Source organism: Arthrobacter sp. CAN_A6 (assembly GCF_015751715.1).
Lineage (GTDB): Bacteria > Actinomycetota > Actinomycetes > Actinomycetales > Micrococcaceae > Arthrobacter_D.
This window is the reverse complement of the sequence record NZ_JADOUV010000019.1, coordinates 1-20080: the sequence shown is the minus strand read 5'-3', so window position 1 is coordinate 20080 and position 20080 is coordinate 1. Positions and strand designations below refer to the sequence as shown.

General features: G+C 61.3%; 21 protein-coding genes and 2 pseudogenes. 12 read left to right on the top strand and 11 right to left on the bottom strand.

What is annotated here, in order from left to right; all coding sequences use genetic code 11:
• Positions 1-222: 222 nt before the first annotated feature.
• From IWX75_RS16490 to IWX75_RS16470, 5 genes are all read right to left on the bottom strand, one after another.
• Positions 223-1311: a HoxN/HupN/NixA family nickel/cobalt transporter gene (locus IWX75_RS16490; protein ID WP_196823344.1), complete on the bottom strand. Its 1089-nt coding sequence runs from the start codon at positions 1309-1311 to the stop codon at positions 223-225.
• Between the two features lie 84 nt (positions 1312-1395).
• Entirely contained in the window at positions 1396-2751 is a 1356-nt protein-coding gene (locus IWX75_RS16485) for a rhodanese-like domain-containing protein (protein WP_196823343.1), read from the bottom strand.
• A gap of 66 nt (positions 2752-2817) precedes the next feature.
• Positions 2818-3114 carry a rhodanese-like domain-containing protein gene (locus IWX75_RS16480; protein ID WP_196823342.1) on the bottom strand — a complete coding sequence of 99 codons (297 nt, stop codon included), beginning with the start codon at positions 3112-3114 and terminating at the stop codon, positions 2818-2820.
• A 35-nt stretch (positions 3115-3149) separates the two neighbouring features.
• Entirely contained in the window at positions 3150-3917 is a 768-nt protein-coding gene (locus IWX75_RS16475; RefSeq protein WP_196823341.1) for a sulfite exporter TauE/SafE family protein, read from the bottom strand.
• Positions 3914-4540 (bottom strand): rhodanese-like domain-containing protein, encoded by a 627-nt coding sequence (locus tag IWX75_RS16470; RefSeq protein ID WP_196823340.1) that lies wholly within the window; start codon positions 4538-4540, stop codon positions 3914-3916. Before IWX75_RS16470 ends, IWX75_RS16475 begins: the two co-directional genes overlap by 4 nt.
• Positions 4541-4669: 129 nt before the next feature.
• Here IWX75_RS16470 and IWX75_RS16465 point away from each other — a divergent pair, with 129 nt between their 5' ends.
• Positions 4670-4927: a metal-sensitive transcriptional regulator gene (locus tag IWX75_RS16465; RefSeq protein ID WP_196823339.1), complete on the top strand. Its 258-nt coding sequence runs from the start codon at positions 4670-4672 to the stop codon at positions 4925-4927.
• Positions 4928-4978: 51 nt separating this feature from the next.
• Positions 4979-5389 (top strand): DUF302 domain-containing protein, encoded by a 411-nt coding sequence (locus tag IWX75_RS16460; protein WP_196823338.1) that lies wholly within the window; start codon positions 4979-4981, stop codon positions 5387-5389.
• A gap of 75 nt (positions 5390-5464) precedes the next feature.
• Here the strand turns inward: IWX75_RS16460 and IWX75_RS16455 are convergent, their stop codons facing one another.
• The gene (locus IWX75_RS16455; RefSeq protein WP_196823337.1) at positions 5465-6100 is read right to left on the bottom strand and encodes a DedA family protein; all 636 of its coding nucleotides are present in this window, start codon (positions 6098-6100) and stop codon (positions 5465-5467) included.
• A gap of 186 nt (positions 6101-6286) precedes the next feature.
• Positions 6287-6877: a Chromate resistance protein ChrB gene (locus IWX75_RS16450; RefSeq protein WP_196823336.1), complete on the bottom strand. Its 591-nt coding sequence runs from the start codon at positions 6875-6877 to the stop codon at positions 6287-6289.
• A gap of 205 nt (positions 6878-7082) precedes the next feature.
• Here IWX75_RS16450 and IWX75_RS16445 point away from each other — a divergent pair, with 205 nt between their 5' ends.
• From IWX75_RS16445 to IWX75_RS16435, 3 genes are all read left to right on the top strand, one after another.
• Entirely contained in the window at positions 7083-7907 is an 825-nt protein-coding gene (locus tag IWX75_RS16445; RefSeq protein WP_196823347.1) for an undecaprenyl-diphosphate phosphatase, read from the top strand.
• 129 nt (positions 7908-8036) lie between these two features.
• Entirely contained in the window at positions 8037-8669 is a 633-nt protein-coding gene (locus IWX75_RS16440) for a cation transporter (RefSeq protein WP_196823335.1), read from the top strand.
• Positions 8670-9209: 540 nt separating this feature from the next.
• Positions 9210-10505, top strand: a complete 1296-nt coding sequence (locus IWX75_RS16435; protein WP_196823334.1) for a beta-propeller fold lactonase family protein — start codon at positions 9210-9212, stop codon at positions 10503-10505.
• A 595-nt stretch (positions 10506-11100) separates the two neighbouring features.
• Here IWX75_RS16435 and IWX75_RS16430 read toward each other — a convergent pair.
• The 3 genes and pseudogenes from IWX75_RS16430 to IWX75_RS16420 form a co-directional block, all read right to left on the bottom strand.
• Positions 11101-11256, bottom strand: a complete 156-nt coding sequence (locus IWX75_RS16430) for a hypothetical protein (protein ID WP_196823333.1) — start codon at positions 11254-11256, stop codon at positions 11101-11103.
• Positions 11257-11376: 120 nt separating this feature from the next.
• Positions 11377-11604 (bottom strand): annotated as a pseudogene (locus tag IWX75_RS16425) (helix-turn-helix domain-containing protein); the annotation flags it as partial.
• A gap of 34 nt (positions 11605-11638) precedes the next feature.
• Positions 11639-12112, bottom strand: coding sequence for a hypothetical protein (locus tag IWX75_RS16420; protein WP_334684426.1), 474 nt, complete (start codon positions 12110-12112; stop codon positions 11639-11641).
• A gap of 121 nt (positions 12113-12233) precedes the next feature.
• On the opposite strand from IWX75_RS16420, the gene IWX75_RS16415 reads away from it, so the two are divergent.
• Positions 12234-12728 (top strand): hypothetical protein, encoded by a 495-nt coding sequence (locus IWX75_RS16415; protein WP_196823332.1) that lies wholly within the window; start codon positions 12234-12236, stop codon positions 12726-12728.
• A 367-nt stretch (positions 12729-13095) separates the two neighbouring features.
• On the opposite strand, the gene IWX75_RS17795 is transcribed toward IWX75_RS16415, so the two are convergent.
• On the bottom strand, positions 13096-13431 hold the full coding sequence (locus tag IWX75_RS17795; RefSeq protein WP_334684425.1) for a hypothetical protein: 336 nt from the start codon (positions 13429-13431) through the stop codon (positions 13096-13098).
• Between the two features lie 396 nt (positions 13432-13827).
• Here IWX75_RS17795 and tatA point away from each other — a divergent pair, with 396 nt between their 5' ends.
• The 6 genes and pseudogenes from tatA (at position 13828) to IWX75_RS16380 (ending at position 19547) form a co-directional block, all read left to right on the top strand.
• On the top strand, positions 13828-14139 hold the full coding sequence (gene tatA, locus IWX75_RS16405) for a Sec-independent protein translocase subunit TatA (protein WP_196823331.1): 312 nt from the start codon (positions 13828-13830) through the stop codon (positions 14137-14139).
• A 49-nt stretch (positions 14140-14188) separates the two neighbouring features.
• Entirely contained in the window at positions 14189-14974 is a 786-nt protein-coding gene (tatC, locus tag IWX75_RS16400; protein ID WP_196823330.1) for a twin-arginine translocase subunit TatC, read from the top strand.
• Between the two features lie 250 nt (positions 14975-15224).
• Positions 15225-15596 (top strand): annotated as a pseudogene (locus IWX75_RS16395) (Sec-independent protein translocase TatB); the annotation flags it as partial.
• Positions 15597-15964: 368 nt separating this feature from the next.
• Positions 15965-16729, top strand: a complete 765-nt coding sequence (locus tag IWX75_RS16390) for a class F sortase (protein WP_196823329.1) — start codon at positions 15965-15967, stop codon at positions 16727-16729.
• A 132-nt stretch (positions 16730-16861) separates the two neighbouring features.
• Entirely contained in the window at positions 16862-17986 is a 1125-nt protein-coding gene (locus IWX75_RS16385) for a ferritin-like domain-containing protein (RefSeq protein WP_196823328.1), read from the top strand.
• A gap of 1177 nt (positions 17987-19163) precedes the next feature.
• Positions 19164-19547 carry a hypothetical protein gene (locus tag IWX75_RS16380; protein ID WP_196823327.1) on the top strand — a complete coding sequence of 128 codons (384 nt, stop codon included), beginning with the start codon at positions 19164-19166 and terminating at the stop codon, positions 19545-19547.
• Positions 19548-20080: the final 533 nt, after the last annotated feature.

The window sequence follows — 20080 nt, the reverse complement described above, 5'->3', positions numbered from 1 at the left end:
CATCACGGAACGCGGGGTCGTACGTCTTCTTACTATGAGCGGTCATCTGAAACGGAGGCTCCAATCAAGCTGTCTCACAAAACCATACGACCGCAGTGTCCATCGTGGACTGGGGCTGGGTGGTGTTTCCGCGGGTACCCAGTGGGTACTGCACGGTCCCCTCTGTGCTGGTCATTGCTGTTCAGTTTTTGGTTCGTCCTTGAAAGGGTTGCAGCTGACCGGTCAGGTGTGAAGAACCAGCACTGTCGGGTTTGGTTTGTTCTTTCTCCAGATCAGGGCCGTGAGGAAGGTGAGGGTGAAGAACAGGATGAGGGCCGCGCCGAGCCAGTTGAGGTTGATGGTGGTGATGGCGTGGAGTAATCCGGTGGGATTTCCCGCTAGGTCGACCAGGACGGTGAGTAGCCCTGTTCCTCCGATGAGGAAGGCAACCCCGGCGGATACTGCGGTGACGACGAGGTTGTAGGTCACTTTCCTGCGTGGGTCGGCGGATGCCCAGTGGTAGAGGCGGCTCATGAGGATTCCGTCGGCGCTGTCGAAGAGTGTCATTCCTGCGGTGAAGAGGATGGGTAGGACCATCACCGTGTACCAGGGCAGGCTTGGGGCGAGGGTCCCGGTGAGGACGAAGAGGCTGATGGATGCCGCGGTGTCCAGTCCGAGCCCGAAGAGGAACCCGATCGGATACATTTTCGCGGGCCGGTCGACGAGTCGGGACAGGGGCCGCAGTAACCGGTGGAGGACACCGCGGTGATCGAGGTGGTGCTGGAGGTCGGCTTCGTTGAGGGGGCCGGTGTGCAGGGTGCGGCGGATCCGGTGGAGGTTCAGCAGTGAGGGTAGGTTCAGGGCGCCGACAGCGAGGAGGAACAGGCCCGAGATGGTGGCACCCCAGATTCCTGCGGCGGAGCGGAGGTCGGAGTTTTCATTGGACAGACCGCCAGTAAACGTTTCCAGCCCCATTGCGAGCAGCAGCACGGAGATCATCACGACGCTGGAGTGACCCAGCGCGAACCAGAACCCTGTGGAGGCTGTCGGCCGGCCCGCGGTGAGGAGTTTTCGGGTTGCGTTGTCGATCGCGGTGATGTGGTCGGCGTCGAAGGCGTGCCGGATGCCCAGTGCGTAGGCACTGATCGCGAGGGCGAGAAGTGCCGCGGTGTTGCCGCCGTGCTCATCCTGTGCCGGCAGGATGAGCACCAGCAGCGCACCCCAGCCTCCAAGATGCAGTCCGGTCACCGCAGCCCCGACGGTGAGCAGGCTTCGGCGTTCGGCCACACGTAGTTGGTCCGGTTCGGTGGTTCCCACGGTGGTTCCTTTCACGGTCGCTGTCTTTGGTAGGGCTGGGGCGGACAGGGGTGCGTCCTGTCCGCCCCACATCTCGTGGAGAGGGGTGCCTGAAGCTGGTCAGGATTCCAGTGGGACGCCTGCTTTTTCGGCGTGGCCGAACATGGCGTCGATGTGGACGACGTCCTTGCCGGCGCGTTGCAGTAGGCTGGCGCCGACCCCGGAGCGGTAGCCGGAGCCGCAGTGGATCCAGAGCTTTCCTGCAGGGACCTCGTCCATGCGGGTGAGCAGTTCGTGCAGCGGGATGTTCACGGCTCCGGGGATGCGGGAGGAGACGTATTCGTCGGTGCGCCGGACATCCAGGATGGTCTCGGTGTCGGGACGCTCGCTGAGCATTTCCTCCCATCCGAGACGCGGGTAGGAGACCGCGGCGGTGTCGGGGGCGAGTTTGTGTGGGTCTGTTCCCAGGGCGGCGTCGGGGGAGTCGATGCCGATGCGGGAGAGGTCGCGGATGGCGTTTTCGACGTCGTCGCGTTCTCCGACGAGGGTGAGTTTCTTGTCCCAGGGCAGCACCCAGCCCAGGAAGGTGGTGAAGCTGGACCCGTCGCCGTATTCAAAGCTCACCGATCCCTGCAGGTGGTTGCTGGCGTAGGCCACCCTGTTGCGAAGATCCACCACCCACTCGCCGTCCTCGAGCCGGCGGGAGAGTTCGGCGGGTTCCAACGAGTTCGGGACGGACAGATCAGCGGGCCCGGGACCTTGGGTGTTGGCGGGTCCCATGTGGGCGTAGTACGAGGGGTACGCGGTAAGATTCGCGATCAGTTCGCGCACGAAGTGCTCAACGTCGGGATCGGTCAGTGCATGGTTCGTGGAGAGCTGCTCACCGACCGTGGATTCTCCGGCGCCGGTGGCCGGGCCGGAGGAACAGAACGATCCGAAGCCGTGCGTGGGATACAAAGCGGCCTCATGGGCGGCTTCCTCGACCAGGCGGCGGACCGAGGCGTACTGGTCGTGGGTGAGCTGGACGGTGTCATCGGCGCTAACCAGATCGGTGCGGCCCACGGACCCGTAGAGGAGACTGCCACCGGAGAAGACAGCCTGCTCACCGATTTCGGCGGTCACGATGTAGGACAGGTGGGTGTGGGTGTGTCCCGGGGTCGCCACGGCCTTGAGGAGGAACCCTCCGATCTGGATGGTTTCGCCGTCGCTGATCGGGGTGCGCTCATAGGTCACTGGATCGGCGGCGTTCACCAAATACACTGCGCCGAGCTGGTGGGCGAAGGCCAGGCCGCCGGTGACGTAGTCGTTGTGGATGTGGGTTTCGGCGATGTGCGTGATCCGCACCCCAGCCTCAGCCGCGGTCTTTTCGATTCGGTCGGTGTCCCGTTGCGGGTCGATGACCAGTGCCACCTCGCCGTCGTGGATCAGGTAGCTGCGGTCCCCGAGCTGGGGGGTTTCAATGATGATGACGTCCATGGTTCTCTCCTTGGTGTGACGATTGATCAGGTGCAGTGGTCGGGAACCGGAGTCCCGGGCGGGTTTTCAGGTGGTGGGCAGTCCGGCGCGCTGCCAGGCGATCATGCCGCCTGTCATGGTGGACGCGGTGAATCCGGCCTGGTTCAGTGCGTCCGCGGCGGTGGCGCTGCGGTTTCCGCTGCGGCAGACCGCGATCACAGGGACGGCAGGATCCAGTTCGCTCAACCGTGCGTGCAGGTCGCCCATGGGGATGTGCAGGGTGCCGGGGATCATGCCCTGGGCTACCTCGGAGTTCTCGCGGACGTCGAGGATCTGGTCGGTGCCGCGGCGGGTGTCGGTTTCTGCAACGGTGATTTCAGGCATTGGGTTCTCCTTCACAGTAATTTTTCGCAAATGTGTCAGGCGGTAAGCAGGCTGGGGATGGTGGTGATCAGGACTAAGGCGGCGACGACGAAGACCAGGACGGCGAACGCTGTGCGCACGTGCTGGTCCTTGAGCTTGCCGGCGAATCGTCCGGCTACCAGGGATCCGAGGATGGCGGGGATGGCGAAGGACAATACGATTGGCCAGTTGATGGTGAACCCGCTGAGGTGGGCGCTGAATCCTGCCGCTGAATTGATGACGATGATGGCAAGGGATGTGCCGACGGCCTGTTTCATGCGGAGCCCTAGGAGCAGGGTCAGGGCGGGAGTGATGAGGAATCCGCCGCCGACGCCAAGGAGTCCGGTGAGGAAACCCACGATCAGCCCGACAGCGACCGCTTTGGGGGCACAGGCACGCCACACCGTGTTCCCGGTGGTGCAGGAGCCACCGGTTTCGCTGGTGATGCCCAGCATGCGGATGCCGGCGATGATCATGATGATCGCGAAGGCGAGCATCAGGACTTCAGGATTCAGGAACCGCCCCACGGCCGTACCGGCCCACGCGGCGGGGATGCCGGCTGCGCCGACGATCAACGCGACCGGCCACTGAATGCTTCCCCGCAGCCGGGGGATGAGCGCCGCCAGTGAGGAGGCACCGACCACTAACAGCGAGGTGGGGATAGCTTCTGCGGTGCTCAGGCCCACCCCGTAGACCAGGGCAGGGACGGCAATGATTGATCCTCCGCCCCCGACCAGGCCCAGCACGATCCCGACGACGAGCCCCAGGATCAGCGCCGGAATCACGACGCCTGTAACTTCCCAGCGGAAGCATCCCGGGTTGGCAGCTGCAGGATGGTCGCTTCGCGGGTAGGTTCCTCGGCAACCTTGTTCCACGGCATTGCCGAGAGGGCTTTGCCCATCGCGCAGGTATTGGTCGCCGCCGAGAATGTCAGGCCGGTGCCGATAGCGCCGGCCAGCAGGCGGATTCTGGGGGAGACGAACCTGCCACCGGCCAGACCGAGGACGACGGCGGAGCCTGCGACGAGGCGGACCTGGCGTTCCAGGTCCCAGCGGGCTCGCCCGCGGACGACGTCACCGCCGGCGGCAGCGAAACCGGGTGCCCCGCCGGTGAGGACATAGGCCGTGTCGATGCCAGCTCCCGCCAGGCGCTGGCGGGCCTGTTCGGCACGCACACCCGACTGGCAGACCAGGACGACGCGGCTACCCAGGCGGGCGGCGAGTTCGTCAGTGTGCTCCGAGAGCAACGGCAACGGCACGTTGTAGGAACCGCGGATGTGCATCGTCTCGAACTCCGCGGCGGAACGCACATCGAGCACGGTCAGGTCTTCATGCTGGGTCATCCAGAACCGCAGTTCCTCGGGATCAAGGGAAGTTACGGCAGGTACAGACGGAACAGGGGACGTCATGGGTGTCCTTTCAAGACAGACGCGGGAAATCCAACGACAAAAACCAAGCCTGCCATATACCCCCAGGGGTACGCAAGCACACCCCTGGGGGTATACTGGGACGACCGTTTATCTATTGGGAGACTTGGCATGCAACTCGATTCAACAGAACTGACCCCTGTGATCAACCGGCTCAAGCGTGCCCAGGGGCAGCTGGCCGCCGTGACCCGCATGCTCGAGGAAGGACGCGACTGCAAGGACATCGTCACCCAGCTTGCAGCCGTCTCCAAGGCACTCGACCGTGCGGGATTCGCCATCATCGCCACAGGACTCGAGCAATGCATCGCCCGTGAAGACACCACCATGGACAAGAAAGAGCTCGAGAAGCTCTTCCTCTCCCTGGCCTGACCAGCAAAGCCTGAAAATTCTGCAGCAGAACCCATTTGAAGGAGTGCACGCATGTCATACACCCATACCGTCGTCCTACCCCTGGCACACGATGAGGCCGTGGAGCAGACCCGGGCCGCCCTCGCCGCGCAGGGCTTTGGAATCCTCTCCGAAATCGATGTTCGCGCCACCTTCGAAACGAAACTTGGCGCAGAGGCGGCCCAGGAGTTGGGCGACTACCTCATCCTCGGGGCATGCAATCCGCAACTGGCCAGCCGGGCCCTCGCCGCAGAACCCGGCCTGGGCGCACTATTGCCGTGCAATGTCGTCGTCCGCCGGGCAAAAGATGCAACCGAAACAACAGTCGAGGCCATCGATCCGCAGACCATGGTCCAGCTCACGGACACCCAGGCAGTGCGCGAAGTCGCCGACGACGCAGACACCCGACTCCAAGCAGCACTCAAAGACCTCACCGCGGCCTGACTCCTGCCCTTCAGGGAATGACCGCCACGGAGGACGCCGGTAACGTGGTCCCAACGCTGCGGCTCAATCGTTCGATTAAGGAGCGTCAGCCTTAGGTTCCTCGGGCGTCCTGGCTTGGTGGTGTTTTTTGATGCGCCATATGATCCAGGCGGAGACAGCGATGATGAGGATGATTGCTGCGGTGTCGCGGCCAACAGTTTTGGCGACGGTTTCGTAGGAGTTGCCGGCGAGGAAACCGAGGACTACAAATGCTGTGCCCCAAACCAGACCTCCGGCAGCGTTGAAGACCAGGAAGCGCCGGTAGGGCATGCGGGAGATCCCGGCCAGGGCTGGCATGACAGCCCGGAAGAATGCTACGAAACGACCGAGGAACACAGCGCTGCCACCGCGTCGGCGCAGGAATTCCTGGGCACGGTTGAGGCTGTCCTGTTTTTTCCTTAGTATCCGGATACTAAGGATTTTTGGTCCGAAGTGCTTGCCGATTTCGTAACCTACCGAGTCGCCAGTGATGGCGGCAGTAATGACCAGGACGATCATGAGCCACAGGTAGGCGTGTCCCTGGCTGGCGATTACCCCTCCCAGGACGGCTGCGGTCTCTCCAGGGATGATGAATCCGATAAACAACGCGTCTTCGGCGAATACCAGCAGGAAAACCAGAACGTAGGCCAGCAGGGGACTCATGTTCAGGATGCCGTCCATCAGTGTTCCCATGCGTTCCTGCTTCCCTTTCGTGGAGCGTTGCCTTACGCCAGTAGTGTGACCAGTGCGAGCAAGCTGTGAGTACCACCGAAGATTCGGGTGCCTGATTGGTCAGGGATGGCTGACTCCGCACCACTTGAATAAGTACACGTTCACCAGGGACGCCCGGCGGGGACTACCAGCAAGGAACGCAGGGCATTACTCGCCCTTCGGGAGGACGCCCGTCTCCAGATCCCCAACGGACCCTGTTTCTTCCCCTGGCTGAAGATGAAGAGCTTCGTATACCTGATCGGCATAGTTCTCGAGCAACCGAACGCACCCTTGGAAGCGTTCTTCTCCCTGGCCTGCTTGGGGAAGCTCGAGCACGTCCCGGCTTCTCAAATCCCGATACCACCGGCGCAACCGGTCCAGGCTTTGCTCCTCTTCCTCCAACTCAGCCAGCGTGAACTTACCGATCCGGATCTCTTTGGCGATCTCTTCCTCGAACTTGGCGCAGTCCGCACCGAACTCCGCCCACTCATCAACGCGAAGCTCCTCAAACGCTGTCCGAAGGGCTTCCTGGCTGCGTCCGCTTTCCCCTGAAGCGGCGAGCACCAGGATGTCTCCTGATCCGCGACTTGCGAGCTTGACCGCTCGTTCCACAGCGCTTGCGAAAAACGGTGTATCGGGAACCGTCCATACACCGTGAGAAACGGGTGCAGCCCCAACCTTCCGAAACTCCCGCCACACAGCAACCCGATCACGGGAAGCTTCTCCATTAAGCCGGACCACCAGCAGTAACCAATTCATGTGACAAGCATACTGCTACACCATTGCGTGTAACAATGGTTACAAGGATGCTTGTTGCGTTCTCCTTGAAGAGGCAACCATCATCTAGTCCTTGATGTGTTCCTCCGCTCTTCCGCTCAAATAGCCTCCGGGGATTACCACTGCTCCGATGGACCGACGCGTGTCTGTCAATCGGCCCTGCTCCGTCCAGATGAAAGGCTCCATGGTGAGTTGGTTCGAAGCGGTTATTCTCGGACTCGTGCAGGGTGTCACCGAGTTCATTCCGGTGTCCTCGAGCGCACATCTGAGGATCATCGGGGAGTTCCTGCCCGGTTCAAGGGATCCGGGAGCTGCGTTCACGGCGATCACCCAACTGGGTACTGAAGCCGCGGTGCTGGTGTTCTTCCGAGCGGACATTGCGAGGATCATCAGGGCGTGGTTCGGGTCGCTGCGCGGGACTGTTCCCCGGTCCGACCCTGACGCGCGGACGGGATGGTTGATCGTCTTGGGCAGCATCCCCATCGCAGTCCTTGGCCTGCTCTTTCAGGATCAGATCGAGACCACGTTCCGCAGCCTCTGGATCGTCGCGTCGACACTGATAGTTTTCAGCCTCATCCTGGCCGTTGCGGATACGTTCGGTCGCCATGTGCGCACCCTGGATCAGCTGACGTACCGCCACGGCATCCTCTACGGGCTTGCCCAGGCACTGGCCCTGGTTCCCGGTGTGTCCCGCTCCGGCGGAACGATCACCGCAGGACTATTCCTGGGATACACGAGGGAGGCCGCCGCCCGGTACTCATTCCTCCTCGCCATCCCGGCAGTCTTCGCCAGCGGTCTGTACCAGCTCGCCAAAAGCTGGAACGAACCCGGTGCCTACACCCTCGGTGAAACCGCCCTCGCCACGGGAGTTGCGTTCCTCGTGGCCCTGGCCATCATCGGGTGGTTCCTGAAGTACGTGTCCTCCCACAGCTACCTACTCTTCATTTGGTACCGCATTCTCCTTGGAAGCGCACTGTTCGCCCTCCTCGGGCTCGGAATCCTCAATCCCTGAGAACAGTCGGTTGCACACGCTGAAGTCCCCCAAACCAGGCACGGCCGCACCATGGCAGCGGAAGGGTCTATCAGTTTTTCTGCCGCACACATCGAAAAGTTCGGTCCTATTCGAGAGTTGGTTGTAGCTATGGACAGTGAATCCGGCGGAACCCGCACCGCTCATCAACGGCTGAGGACTGTTGTCCTACTCGTGGCGGGCCTGAACTTCGCCTACTTCTTTATCGAATCCTCGGTAGCAGTATCCATCGGATCTGTCTCCCTCTTCGCCGACAGCGTCGACTTCCTGGAAGACACCGCCATCAACGTGCTGATCTTCCTGGCTCTCGGCTGGTCTCTTCGCCAACAATCCCGTGCGGGCAAAATCATGGCCCTGATCATCCTGCTGCCCGCGGCAGCTGCGGCATGGCAGGCAATCTCCAAATTCGGGAACCCTACTCCACCTGACCCGCTGGCCCTCATCCTCACCGCCGGCGGAGCAGCCGTCATCAACCTCACCTGCTCGATCCTCCTGGCCCGGTTCCGCCATCACGGCAGTTCCATGGCAACAGCCGCGTTCCTTTCTGCCCGCAACGACGTCGTGATCAACCTGGCCATCATCGCCATGGGCCTGATCACCGCGTGGACGTCCTCCGGGTGGCCCGACCTCGTCCTTGGCCTGATCATCGTCGGACTCAACTTCGGAGCAGCAAAAGAAGTCTGGGAAACAGCCCATCAGGAAAGCCTCGCAGCCAAAGCCCTCGCCGGAAACAGCATCGACTGACAACCACCAAACGATGCTTTCAAGCCCACCCAACCCCCGCGCCACCCCTGACACCGCAAATTCCGGCCCCGGCGGAGCCGGTTGACGTAGTGGCGCACAGTCCGCAGGAATCATCAGTGGCGGTGCCAACCGCTTCCTTGTCAACCGTTTCGAGGGCCGGGTGTCAGGGTTGGGGAATGGTTTGTGGCCGGGCTGATTGGCCCAGCTGCGGGATTTTTACGCGGTGCAGTCGAATCGGGTTTCGGGGCCTCGGGGATTCTGCTTGCCGCATGTGCGTGAATAAATTGCCTGTTCATCGAAGAGGTCCGGTTCTAAACTGGGGCGGGTCGTCTGATGAGGAGAATTATCGTGAATATTGTGACGTATCGTCAGCTTGGTGCGGCCGGCGCGGCTGCCGTCTTTTTGTTCGTGAGTGGTCTTCCGCAGTCCGCGCCGTCCGGCTCTTCCGGGGCCTCCAGCTCAGAGGCCCCGAGCGCCGCTGACTCCCAGGTAGGTGGGGGAGGTTCGGGTGGAAAGGGCGGGATACAGCAGGGACCCGCTTTGCCGGGCGCTCAACCGATCTCGGGTAATGACCGGGTGTATACGGCGGATCAGAGCTCGAATACGGTGACGGTGATCAACCCTGCCACCAATGAGGTTTTGGGGACTTTGCCTTTGGGCGAGTCCCGGCTCGATGGCGTTCTGGGTCCGGTCGATGATGACCAGGTGAACGTGCATGGGCTTGGTTTTTCCCGTGACGGACGCTACCTCGACGCGGTGAGTGTGACTTCCAACGCAGTACAGATCGTGGACACTGCGACGAATGAGGTGCTCGATACGTACTATGTTGGCCGGGCTCCCCACGAGGCGTTCATCAGCCCCGACGGAGCTCAGGTGTGGACGGCGATCCGCGGCCAGGACTACGTCTCGGTCATCGACCTCGCTACGGACACCGAAACCCGTATCGAGACGGCGAAAGGTCCCTCAAAGGTGGTTTTCAGCCCCGACGGGCGGACCGCGTACATCAACTACATCGATCTCGGTGAACTCGACGTCGTTGATGTGCCCAGTAGGCGCATCACAGCCAGCATCGCGCTCAGCGCTGGCGGCTCGGCCGACCTCGCGGTGAGCCCGGACGGCGGCGAAGTGTGGCTCGGACACCCGGGCGCCGGGCAAACAACTGTCGTGGACACCCAAGACCTGATCGTCAAGGCGGTGCTGGACACCGGGCCCCGGACCAACCACCCAAACTTCGTCACCACAGCTGAAGGGGCTTTCGCCTGGGTCACCGTAGGGGGACTCGACCAAATCAAGGTGTACGAGCGTGGAGAGGGAACTCCCGCCCTGGTTGACACCATCGACACCACCGGGCACGCACCTCACGGGATCTGGCCGAGCCCGGACAACACCCGTATCTACGTTGCCCTGCAGAAGTCCGACTCGGTAGACGTCATCGATACCGCCACCCGTACTGTGATTGATACTGTCCGGGTGGGACAGGACCCCCAGGCGCTGGTCTACGTCGCACGCTCCGACACCGGTACAGCCGAAGGGCTCACCGGGCAGGGCCTTGACGAACGCATCGAGCAGTATCCGCTCACCACAACGATTGATGGTGCCGCGGGAAACGCGACGGTCAGAAACGTCCTCGGGCTCGATGAGGTCGACGTCACCGCAAAGGGGTTGTCACCCGACACCGCGTACGACGTGTATGCCCTTGCCGGCGAGAATGCCACAAAGATACTGCGCGCCACCAGCGACAAAACCGGATCAATCGCCGAAGCTCTCGCTTTCGTGGAGTTCTTCGACAACGAATACGACGGCGTCGCTCTCACCCCGGCAGACGAAAAGCCCTGACAATAGACCCACACCCCCCGATCCTCACCCCACCAGCAATCGTTGTCTCCGCCGGATCATGCTGAACCAACTAGGCAGTGATGGCCCGGCTGAAAGGCTTCACGCAGGAATAGCTACTCTCTTCGATCTAACTTCTTTGGAGGCACAATGAACATCCGCCCACGCACTGCTGCGCTACTCGTCCTGCCCACTTTGATCATGACCCTATCCGGTGTAACCGCGGCCTCGGCCGAGGGGCCAAGACCAGGCTGCGGCTACGGCGACACAAACCATGCACATCAAGCTGCCCCGGGCCGCGATCCGCTGAACCTTCGCCCCGGCAACGGCACCGGCGACCAAAACCACCCACACACGGCCCCTCCCGGTCAGGCACCGGAAGACGGCGGCGACCAAAGCGGACCCATGCGCGGCTGCCCAGCAGACACACCCAGCTAACCAAGCTGATAGTGGCCTTACCAGCGGCGAATCGTAAGGGCCGCTACACCTGCATGATCGGTCCGCCGGTGTGTGCCGCGTAGTTATCATCTGCGTTGTCCATTATCAGTGCAATGGCTTCCCGGGTGCGGATATCGAAGGCCTCGTAATCGCCGATGACCTAAGGGAGGGCCACATAGGACTGGAAGACAACGGGTGAGCCACCGGGCCGTCGATGGTGAGGGCTTTCCCGGACTTCCGGCCCCAGGGCGTCGAGTTCATCGCGGCTCTCCCCGAGGTTCGCGGTTCCGGCTGAATGGATGGCAACGCAGGTCATAGGAATCCCTTTTGATGTTGGGATCTAGCGGAAAAATGGCAGACGGCAGCGAGGATCGCTGCGGGATGTGGTCGTTCCCCATCTTGCCGGGATAGGGCGGGTCAGCCGGAACAGGGTTGGTTAGAAGGTGGTGCGGGAGATCCGGCGGAGCCCTGCATGGTCTTCGATGACGATGCGGCCCCTGCCCTGGCGGATCAGGTTGCGGGTTGCGAAGTCCGACATCGTCTTGCTGGTCGCCTCGCGTGTTGCCCCCAGCAGTCCTGCGAGTTGCTCGTGGGTGAGTTTCACGGACTGGGATTGTATGAACCTGCTGCGGGGCGCTGTTTCGGCGAGTTTGAGCAGGGTCGCGGCTGTGCGTGCGGAGAGGGGACGTAGCGAGCTGTCATCGGCGGCGTCGGATGATCATCGCTGCGACCAGTCCCAGAATAACCCCGTAAATCACATGCCCCATCAACGAGGTGGCGGAGGCCCCGTCAAGGGTGAACAGCGGCATGCCCATCATCGCCGGCATGATCAGCAGCGGTCCCAGCACCCACCACAACGCTCCATAGAGGGCGCCGACAAGGGCGCTCTTCGTCAGGCTTCCCGACAGCAAGCCGGCACCAGGGATTGTCAGGGCGAGGCCGATCAGGACCGAGATCACCAGATGAACTGCGAATCCGACGCCAGCGGAAGTGGAACCGACCAGCGAGGCGATCATCGGCAGCATGCCCATCATCGCCATCAACATTCCGAAGACCACACCGCCAGCGAGGCCGCCCACCACTCCGGCCACGACTCGGGTGGACATGGGGGTGGACGTAGTGGGTCCGGTAGCTGAAGCCTCGGGTGTCGTTGCCCTATGTTCTGCAGTCATTGGATTGCCTTCCTCGTCGCTGGACCTCGCCGCTGATATCGACGACGCTAGGCCGTGGTCGGATAAGAGTTCTGCAATCCAGGACACACTTGGGCCGCCGGCGTGCCCTTAGGCTGAGATGATGTCCACCTCGTTTGTCCTGACCCTCACTGGAATCGCCGCCGCTTTGCTGGTTCTTCGGCTGGTGATACCGGGCCTACCCCTTGGTCGGGTTGCGCGACGGTTGACTCCGCTGGATCTTGGCTTGACGGTCGTGGGTGTGCTGGGACTGATCCTGCACTGCGCCTCGATGTTCTTCCGCCCGGTAGTCGCCGCGATACCCGGCAGTGACGGTGTGATCAGTCAGATCAACTCGATGGGAACGGCGAGCATGATCTGGTACACGGTCCCCGCCCTGCTGGTTCTGGTGGGATTGCGCCGCCAGCATTGGGTCGCGTTTGTTCTTCTGGCAGCGTCACTGCTGGCTGTGGGCATCACCATGTACAACGGCACCGCGCTGTCGACCCATTTGGACACCATCTTCACCGCCGGCGTGATGATCGCAGCCACGGTCTTCCTCCTCAGCGCACCGCCCTGGCGTCGCGAAGCACCCCCGACACTCTCCGCTAGCAATTAGCCGTTAGCCTCTACCGGGTGACGGCCCATCCACTCCCGTTGGTTGGTTGAAGGCCTATCACCTGACCGCCCGAAACCGCAAAATCGGCAAGCACCGCTGGGTCGTGAACAAAGTGGCCAAACCCTGGCAATCTTAATGAGACAAAAATTGATCTGCTGCCTCGTTCTGCTGCGAAGGTATCTCGTATGTCGATCCTTCATCGCTGAACGTTTTCGCGACTGTCTGACAACGAAACCCTATATAAAATCTGTGATCTTCAGGCTGGGTTGGTGGATTTCGACGACTTCGATTGGCACTTTCGATCACTTAAATTAGGCGTGGATTGAGGCTTGCCGCTTTCTCCCGCGTAGTGCTCCAGGTGGTCGTCTCACGCGTTGGTGGGGGGTGTTGGTGTGATTCGTTGCGCGTAATGATGACCCTGGGAATCGGTGTGGACCTCGATCTTGTTGAGGGCCGCGTCGGAGGCGTCTTCGGACGCGTCATGCTGATGGACGACCGGTAAGCTCCCATCAGTGCGCTCGGCCGGCCCCAGGAACAGGCGGACGGCTGAGTCCAATCCATCAAAAATCGACTTATGAGCTTTTTGGCCAGGAGCAAGATCACCTACAGCGGTGCGGGAAAGCTGAGGACCATCGAGTGGGGTGTCGACCGGTGTGGTACTGGGCAGGGCGGTATCAGCATCAGAGTTTTCATCGGGTTCCATGCCAATCATGTCCTTTCAGGATGTAGCGCACATTTTACGCCCAGCATGCTCCTGAATCCGGTCCTTGTAACCTACGTTTCGTATCCCGGATATACGCCACCACCGTTTTCAGCACCTTGTAAGGCATATTTTATTCTCGACACCGGCTGTACGGGATGTCGGAAGTTTTCCAATCCGGTATTTTTGCGGTCTGAGGAACCCAGATTTCCGCCTCGCCTTAGCATGGGTGATGATGACTGCCTGGCCGGTACCTGACCCTTGTGCCACTGGCCTCCTGCCATACTTTTCGGTCCCCGCGAAGATTTCCTTTCGTTGTTGCTTTGGTTCACTGGAATGGGTGGAAGGCTTGTTTTGGTGATGACTTACACTGGGTGGACTTACGAGAGGATGATGGGTATGAGGCTTGAAGGCTGGCATTTGATCATTATTATTGCGCTTGCTGTTTTGTTGTTCGGGGCGCCGAAACTTCCGGGGATGGCGCGTAGCGTCGGGCAATCGATGCGGATCTTCAAATCAGAGGTCAAGCAGATGAAGGAGGACGGCCATGACACGGCAGAGGAGAAATCCCCTCCGGCGGTCGTGAACGTTATTGATCCTTCCCACCCGAACGGCACAGCCCGGGCAGCGGATGTCTCCGAGGCGCCTCATGCTGGTGGACCCGGTACCGGACCTGGGGAATCTGTTCATCCTTCGTCCCGTTCACTGTAGGGCGTTCTTGGTGCGCAGGGGAGGACGTAAATCCAACCCTGAGGGGCGGATGGCGGTCGGGGAGCATCTGAAAGAAGCACGGGACAGGTTCTTTATCGCGGCGGTTGCCGTGGTGTTGGGTACCGTGGCCGGTTTCCTTGTTTATGACCCGGTGCTGGAAGCGTTGTCCCGCCCTATCCAGGATTTGAATGCCCGCGAAGGACGCAGCGCGGCACTGAACTTCGATGGTGTCGCCTCGCCTTTTGACCTCATGATCCAGGTATCGGTATTCCTGGGCCTGATCCTGTCGAGCCCGGTGTGGCTGTATCAGCTATGGGCGTTCATCACCCCGAGCCTGAAAACCAAGGAGCGCCGGGTCACGATCGCTTTTATTGCGGTGGCGGTCCCGTTGTTCCTGTCCGGGATTTATCTGGCATGGCTGATCCTGCCCAACGCGGTGCGCGTATTGACGGACTTCACCCCGGGCGGTTTCTCGAACATCATCACCGTCACGGTGTTCATCACGTTCCTTTTGCGGTTGATGCTTGCCTTCGGCATAGCATTTCTCCTGCCGGTGGTGTTGTTCGGATTGAATATGGTGGGCATCGTTTCGGGAAAGCAGATCCTGAAGGCCTGGCGTATCACCATCTTTTTGGTGTGTCTTTTCGCTGCGATGGCCGCGCCCGGGGCGGACGCGATGAGCATGTTCTACCTCGCGGCGCCGATGCTGCTGCTCTTCTTCATCGCCATCGGCCTGTGTCTGCTCAACGACAAGCGGCGCGCCCGGAAAAACACCGTCCGGCAGGCACACCTGGAGGCAACAGCCAATCAAGCCTCGGTGATCGACGGAATCTAACCGGCAACAGGAAAGAACCGGGCGAGCATTCTGACCCGAACGGTGATTGATACCGTGATCAGAACGAGGAAGAGATCATCACTGTCACCGGGTGCCCTCCTCCTTTCGTGTGTGCTAATCCGCGAGGAAATGCTCCATCAATCAGAGCGTTGCTTCAACCATGTGGCTCTGTTGTCAGAAGGCCGACTGAAACTGACTAATCGAGTTAGTTGAGCTAATCCGGGGTGATCGTCGCTGTAGTGTTCTGGTTGTGTTGGGAATCAACGGGTACGAATTCATACTGCTGGGAATCCTTGCTGTCATCATTGTGGGCCCCGAACGGCTGCCGGACTATGCCGCGCAACTGGGGCAGCTGGTGCGTACCCTGCGTCGGATGGCCAGCGGCGCGCGTGAGCAGCTCCGCGAGGAAATGGGTCCTGAGATCGATGATGTTGATTGGCGTAAACTCGACCCCCGCCAGTACGACCCACGGCGCATTATCAAGGAAGCCCTCGCCGACGACCTGGAAGAGCCGACCAAGCCACCCACCACGGCCGCAGCCCGGCCCGCGCCAGGAGCCCATACCCCACCACCTCCAGGGCTGACTGCAGGAGCGCACGCGGCATCTCCGGCACCCACCGATTCCGCCCGTGGACAGCAGCTGGGACCCGCAATCAGCGAGCCCCCAAGCCCCGCTGGCAACGAACCGCCAAGCCCCCGGGTCAGCGAAACCCCAGTCCCCGTCTCAGCGAAACCCCGCGATCGTGCCACCATAGCCAGTACCGGTCAGTGATAACTCCGGTGGTTCGTGTCCCTGGCGCGTCCTAGACAGACCGAATCGCTCTATGGTCAGCTAAGGATCATCGCATCGCGGTGCACGTCCCCGTGCATGGCATGCGAAGAGTAAACAGCGTGGCGCGACGGCGTGACAATGATGCGGTGAACGGTGCCGGCATCAAAGACGGGCCTGCGATCGCAGGACGTTCCTTGGGAGTAACGGTGGCTGGGTAGATGAGACATAGACGATCAAGGACAACGGGTTCCGGCGGTCGCAGGCTGTTGTCCGGGGCCGCGGCCGTGCTCCTGGCGGGCGGGATAGCCACGGTTGGGGTCGGGCTGCGAAGCGAAGCATCAACCGAGACCGCCGCCTACCAATCCACGGTCGTACCGTCATCGCCTCCTGCTCTCCCACCACTAAGCACCGCACCGCCCGCTCCAGAGGCCTCGACAGTTCCTGCAGTGCCGGCTGCCCCTATACCTGCAGCTCCGGATGTTCCGGGCGCCTCAGGTGGCCTGGTGGGGCCGGTCCTGCCGTTCTCGGAGCCGCTTAGGGTGGCCAGTGACATCATTGGAGTGGATTCTTCGTTGATGAAACTGGGGTTGGAGCCCGATGGCACGGTAGCTGTTCCTCCCGGGGATGCTGGTTCTCCGGCGGGATGGTATGAGGGCTCTCCGACTCCCGGGGAGCTGGGGGCCTCGGTCATCCTCGGTCACGTCAACTCGACCCAGACCGGTATCGGTGTGTTTTACCGGTTGCATGAGTTGCAGGACGCGGACCAGGTGTCGGTGGCCCGCGCGGACGGGACGGTCGCGGTGTTCCAGGTGTATCGGACCGATACCTACGATGAGGATAACTTTCCCACCGTGGAGGTGTACGGGCCCACTGACCGGGCGGAATTACGGTTGATTACCTGCGGCGGTTACGAGCCCTCCACCGGCGAATTTACCCAGAACACCGTCGTGTATGCCTACCTCCTTTCCAGCTACCCTGCGTGAGGATCGGCATCCTCTTGACCAAAAAATGATGTTTGCTCTTGTAATTACGTGATCGACCGATAAAGATCAGGGGTACATGAGGGAGTTTCTAAACATCTCCCAGGGTCTCTAATGAATGGTTGGTGCTGGGTTATGTTTGATCAGAGTTTCATTGCGAAAGCTATTTCCAGGAGTGCCGAGAATCCTGTTGACCGTCGCCGTTTCTTCCGGACCGCTGGACTGACCGGTCTGGGCGTCAGCTCCGCGGCTCTGCTGGCCACAGCAGGACCAGCCTCCGCCGCACCCATGGACACGCAGGGACCCAGCGATTCGGCGATCCTGAACTTCGCCCTGAACCTGGAATACCTGGAAGCCGAGTTCTACCTGCGGGCCATTGATGGTCAGGGTCTGTCCTCGGACATGATCGGCGGAACAGGCACCCCCGGTGATGTCACCGGCGGACACGCGGTCCCCTTCAAAACCAAGAAAATTGAGCAGTACGCCCGAGAAATTGCACAGGACGAGAAAGCGCACGTCGCTCTCCTCCGCTCCGCCCTGGGCAGCTCCGCGGTGTCCCGTCCGGCCATCGACATCGGTGCGAGTTTCACCGCGGCCGCCGTGGCCGCCGGGCTGATCAAGGAAGGCGAGCCCTTCGATGTGTATGAGAGCGAGGAAAACTTCCTCCTCGGCGCGTTTATCTTCGAAGATGTTGGAGTTACCGCCTACAAGGGTGCTGCCCCGCTGATCACCAACAAGACGTTCCTGGACGCCGCGGCCGGTCTCCTCGCCGTCGAGGCGTACCACGCCGGGATCATCAGGACCACCCTGTCCGGGCTCGACCTCATCGCCCCGACCATCGCAATCTCGGATCTGCGCGACAAGGTCGACGGACCCGAAGATGTTGATCAGCCCATCGTGTTGAACGACGTCGCGAACCTGGTGCCCACTGACGCTAACGGCCTGGTTTTCAGCCGCACCCCGGGTCAGGTCCTGAACATCGTCTACCTAACCCCCGAATCCGTACGCTCCGGTGGGTTCTTCCCCAACGGTGTCAACGGCGAACTCAACGGCAGCGGAAACCTGGCCGCCGCTCCAGCCGGGGCCATGCCCTCGGGCGCACCCGACACCGGAATCGAAGGATCCACCACCGGCCAGCCCGACATGGGCCTGATCGGTCTCGGTGGCGGAGTGGCCCTGGCGGCCGGTGCGGCCCTGGCCGTACAGCACAAAATGGGTAACAAAACCGCCGTGGACAACACCCCGGCGGCCTCGGAGTAGAGAACACCCTCGCAGCGGTTTTCGCAGCTACGCCGATCCTGCTGCGCCCCGAACACTGAACACTGATGGTCACCATCCACCACAAAAACGGTCATGGTGGCCATCAGTGCGTTGTGGGAAAAATACGGCAGAAGTACACGGCAAAACGAGGCCCGGAACGGCCCGGATCATCCACCAGCGGAAAAACAGCAGTCACCATTCGATCGTTTGGTCGGCGCCACAGTAGCGTGTGTGATCGGCGACACCGAGCATTTCCGCCAACCACCTGGTGGCCCTGCCGCCGGGGCCGCCGCACCGTTCCGGCCAAGCAGAAGCTCCAGAGCCACGGAAATAGCTACCCCTCCTCTCCCAGTGAGGGTCGGCCGCGATGTGCGACGGGACCGACCCTCACTGGGGCTCCCCAAAGCCGCGAAAGACCTCCACGAGCCCTGGATACAGCGCATCGGCTTTCATACGAAGCGATGGACCCAGGACGAGGACAACTGGTACACCTACAGCGTGGTCATCCCCACGTGCCACCCGTAGAGCCTTCCCCTTTCAAGAAATCGGAGTCACGACCCCGAACAGTGATTCTGTAAGAGGAACCTTTCACGGCCAGAACAGTGCCCCGGCCCTATCCACAGCCGACGTTCTCGGGCTTGGATGACGAGAACAATCCATACCATGACAATCTTCCATGGTCCGTCTTGTCGCACACGGGGTACGGCGCGAAAGATGACTGTTGATAAGAGCCTAGAAGCCGTTCCCCCGTGTGATCCCGGCGATTTTGGCGCCGTCGGGCGGTGCTGCCCCCATGAGAGTCATACCCGCACCCGATCACTACCTGGTAGCGGTCAGGCAAGGTTTTTCTTTGGGACAGCCGGCTGATTCAACGACGAATCCAGCAACCCGTCCGGTCTCCGTTCCCTTCCCTGCTTTCCGTAGTTCTTGGGTGCGGGAGGTTCGGGGGCAATGGATCGGTGCTGTTGTGTCGGTGGCGGGTTGCTCGATCTATCGGCGTGGTTGCGGGTAGGTGGATCGTGCTCGACCGGCGCCGACACGGGAAGCGGTGGCGGGGCGGGTTAGGTGGTCACGAAACTATCTCGGATTCATACCCATCCGGTCACGGTCCGGGCCCCGAATGGGTATTGTCCTTCAACTCCCAACAGAATTATGGAGGCACGATATGCAGAATCTTATGACGAAGTCCCTGGCCGCAACCGCTATCAGCGGTGTGATGATCCTTGGAGGCGCCGGCATGGCCAGCGCCGACAGCACCGGAACCAGTGTGGACGAGGTCACCACCCAGGTGAGCGAGAACCAGATCAACGACAGCGGCAACTTGTCGCTGGATAACATCCTCAACGGTGCGTTGGATGTCGGTGATGTTGCGAGTGGCAACAATGTGCTCAACGGGATCGACACCGATGTGTCGGATAACCTGAACGGCAATTTCAGCGGTAGTGACGCTGATGTTGATGTCAGCCCTGACGTGGACGCTAACGTCGATGCCGATAATTCGGTCGACAGTTCCACTGACAGCGGTGAGGACAACGAGGGCCTGCTGGGCGGACTGCTCTAGCCCAACCCTGGACAGAAGTGTGGCACCTACCCAACTTGGGGTGGGTGCCACACCCATCTCCGGAGCCAACCACCACCAGCCAGCCACAGCCAGCCACTACCGCCACCCGGCGGTGCGGCTGGCCGTCCCACAAGCCGATCCTCCACCGCTCCACTATTTCCCGGGCAGACCACCACCGAAGGTGAATCGCAGAGTTATCTGGCGCGTTTTTTGGAGCAGAGGGATATGTGGCGTACTCGTCCTTTGTATCCATAAACGGATCCCCCTACTGCACCTTGATCGTTGCCCAGAACGTGATGATGGGGCACCTCTGACAGAATCACGACATGCGAATCTGTGGGACCGCGGTATCTGGCCTTGTACTGCTCGCTGCGATGAGCGGGTGCTCGGCTCCTATAGCTCCGATCGCGTGTCCCTGACAGGGCTATTCCCTGCGGGTCGCAGTCGGGTCGGTCCATCTCCTCGACGGCGCCGGTATCTCGGCGGGCCAGGAAGCCGCTCATACCCCTACTTTGGTGAAAAGCGCCGTCTCC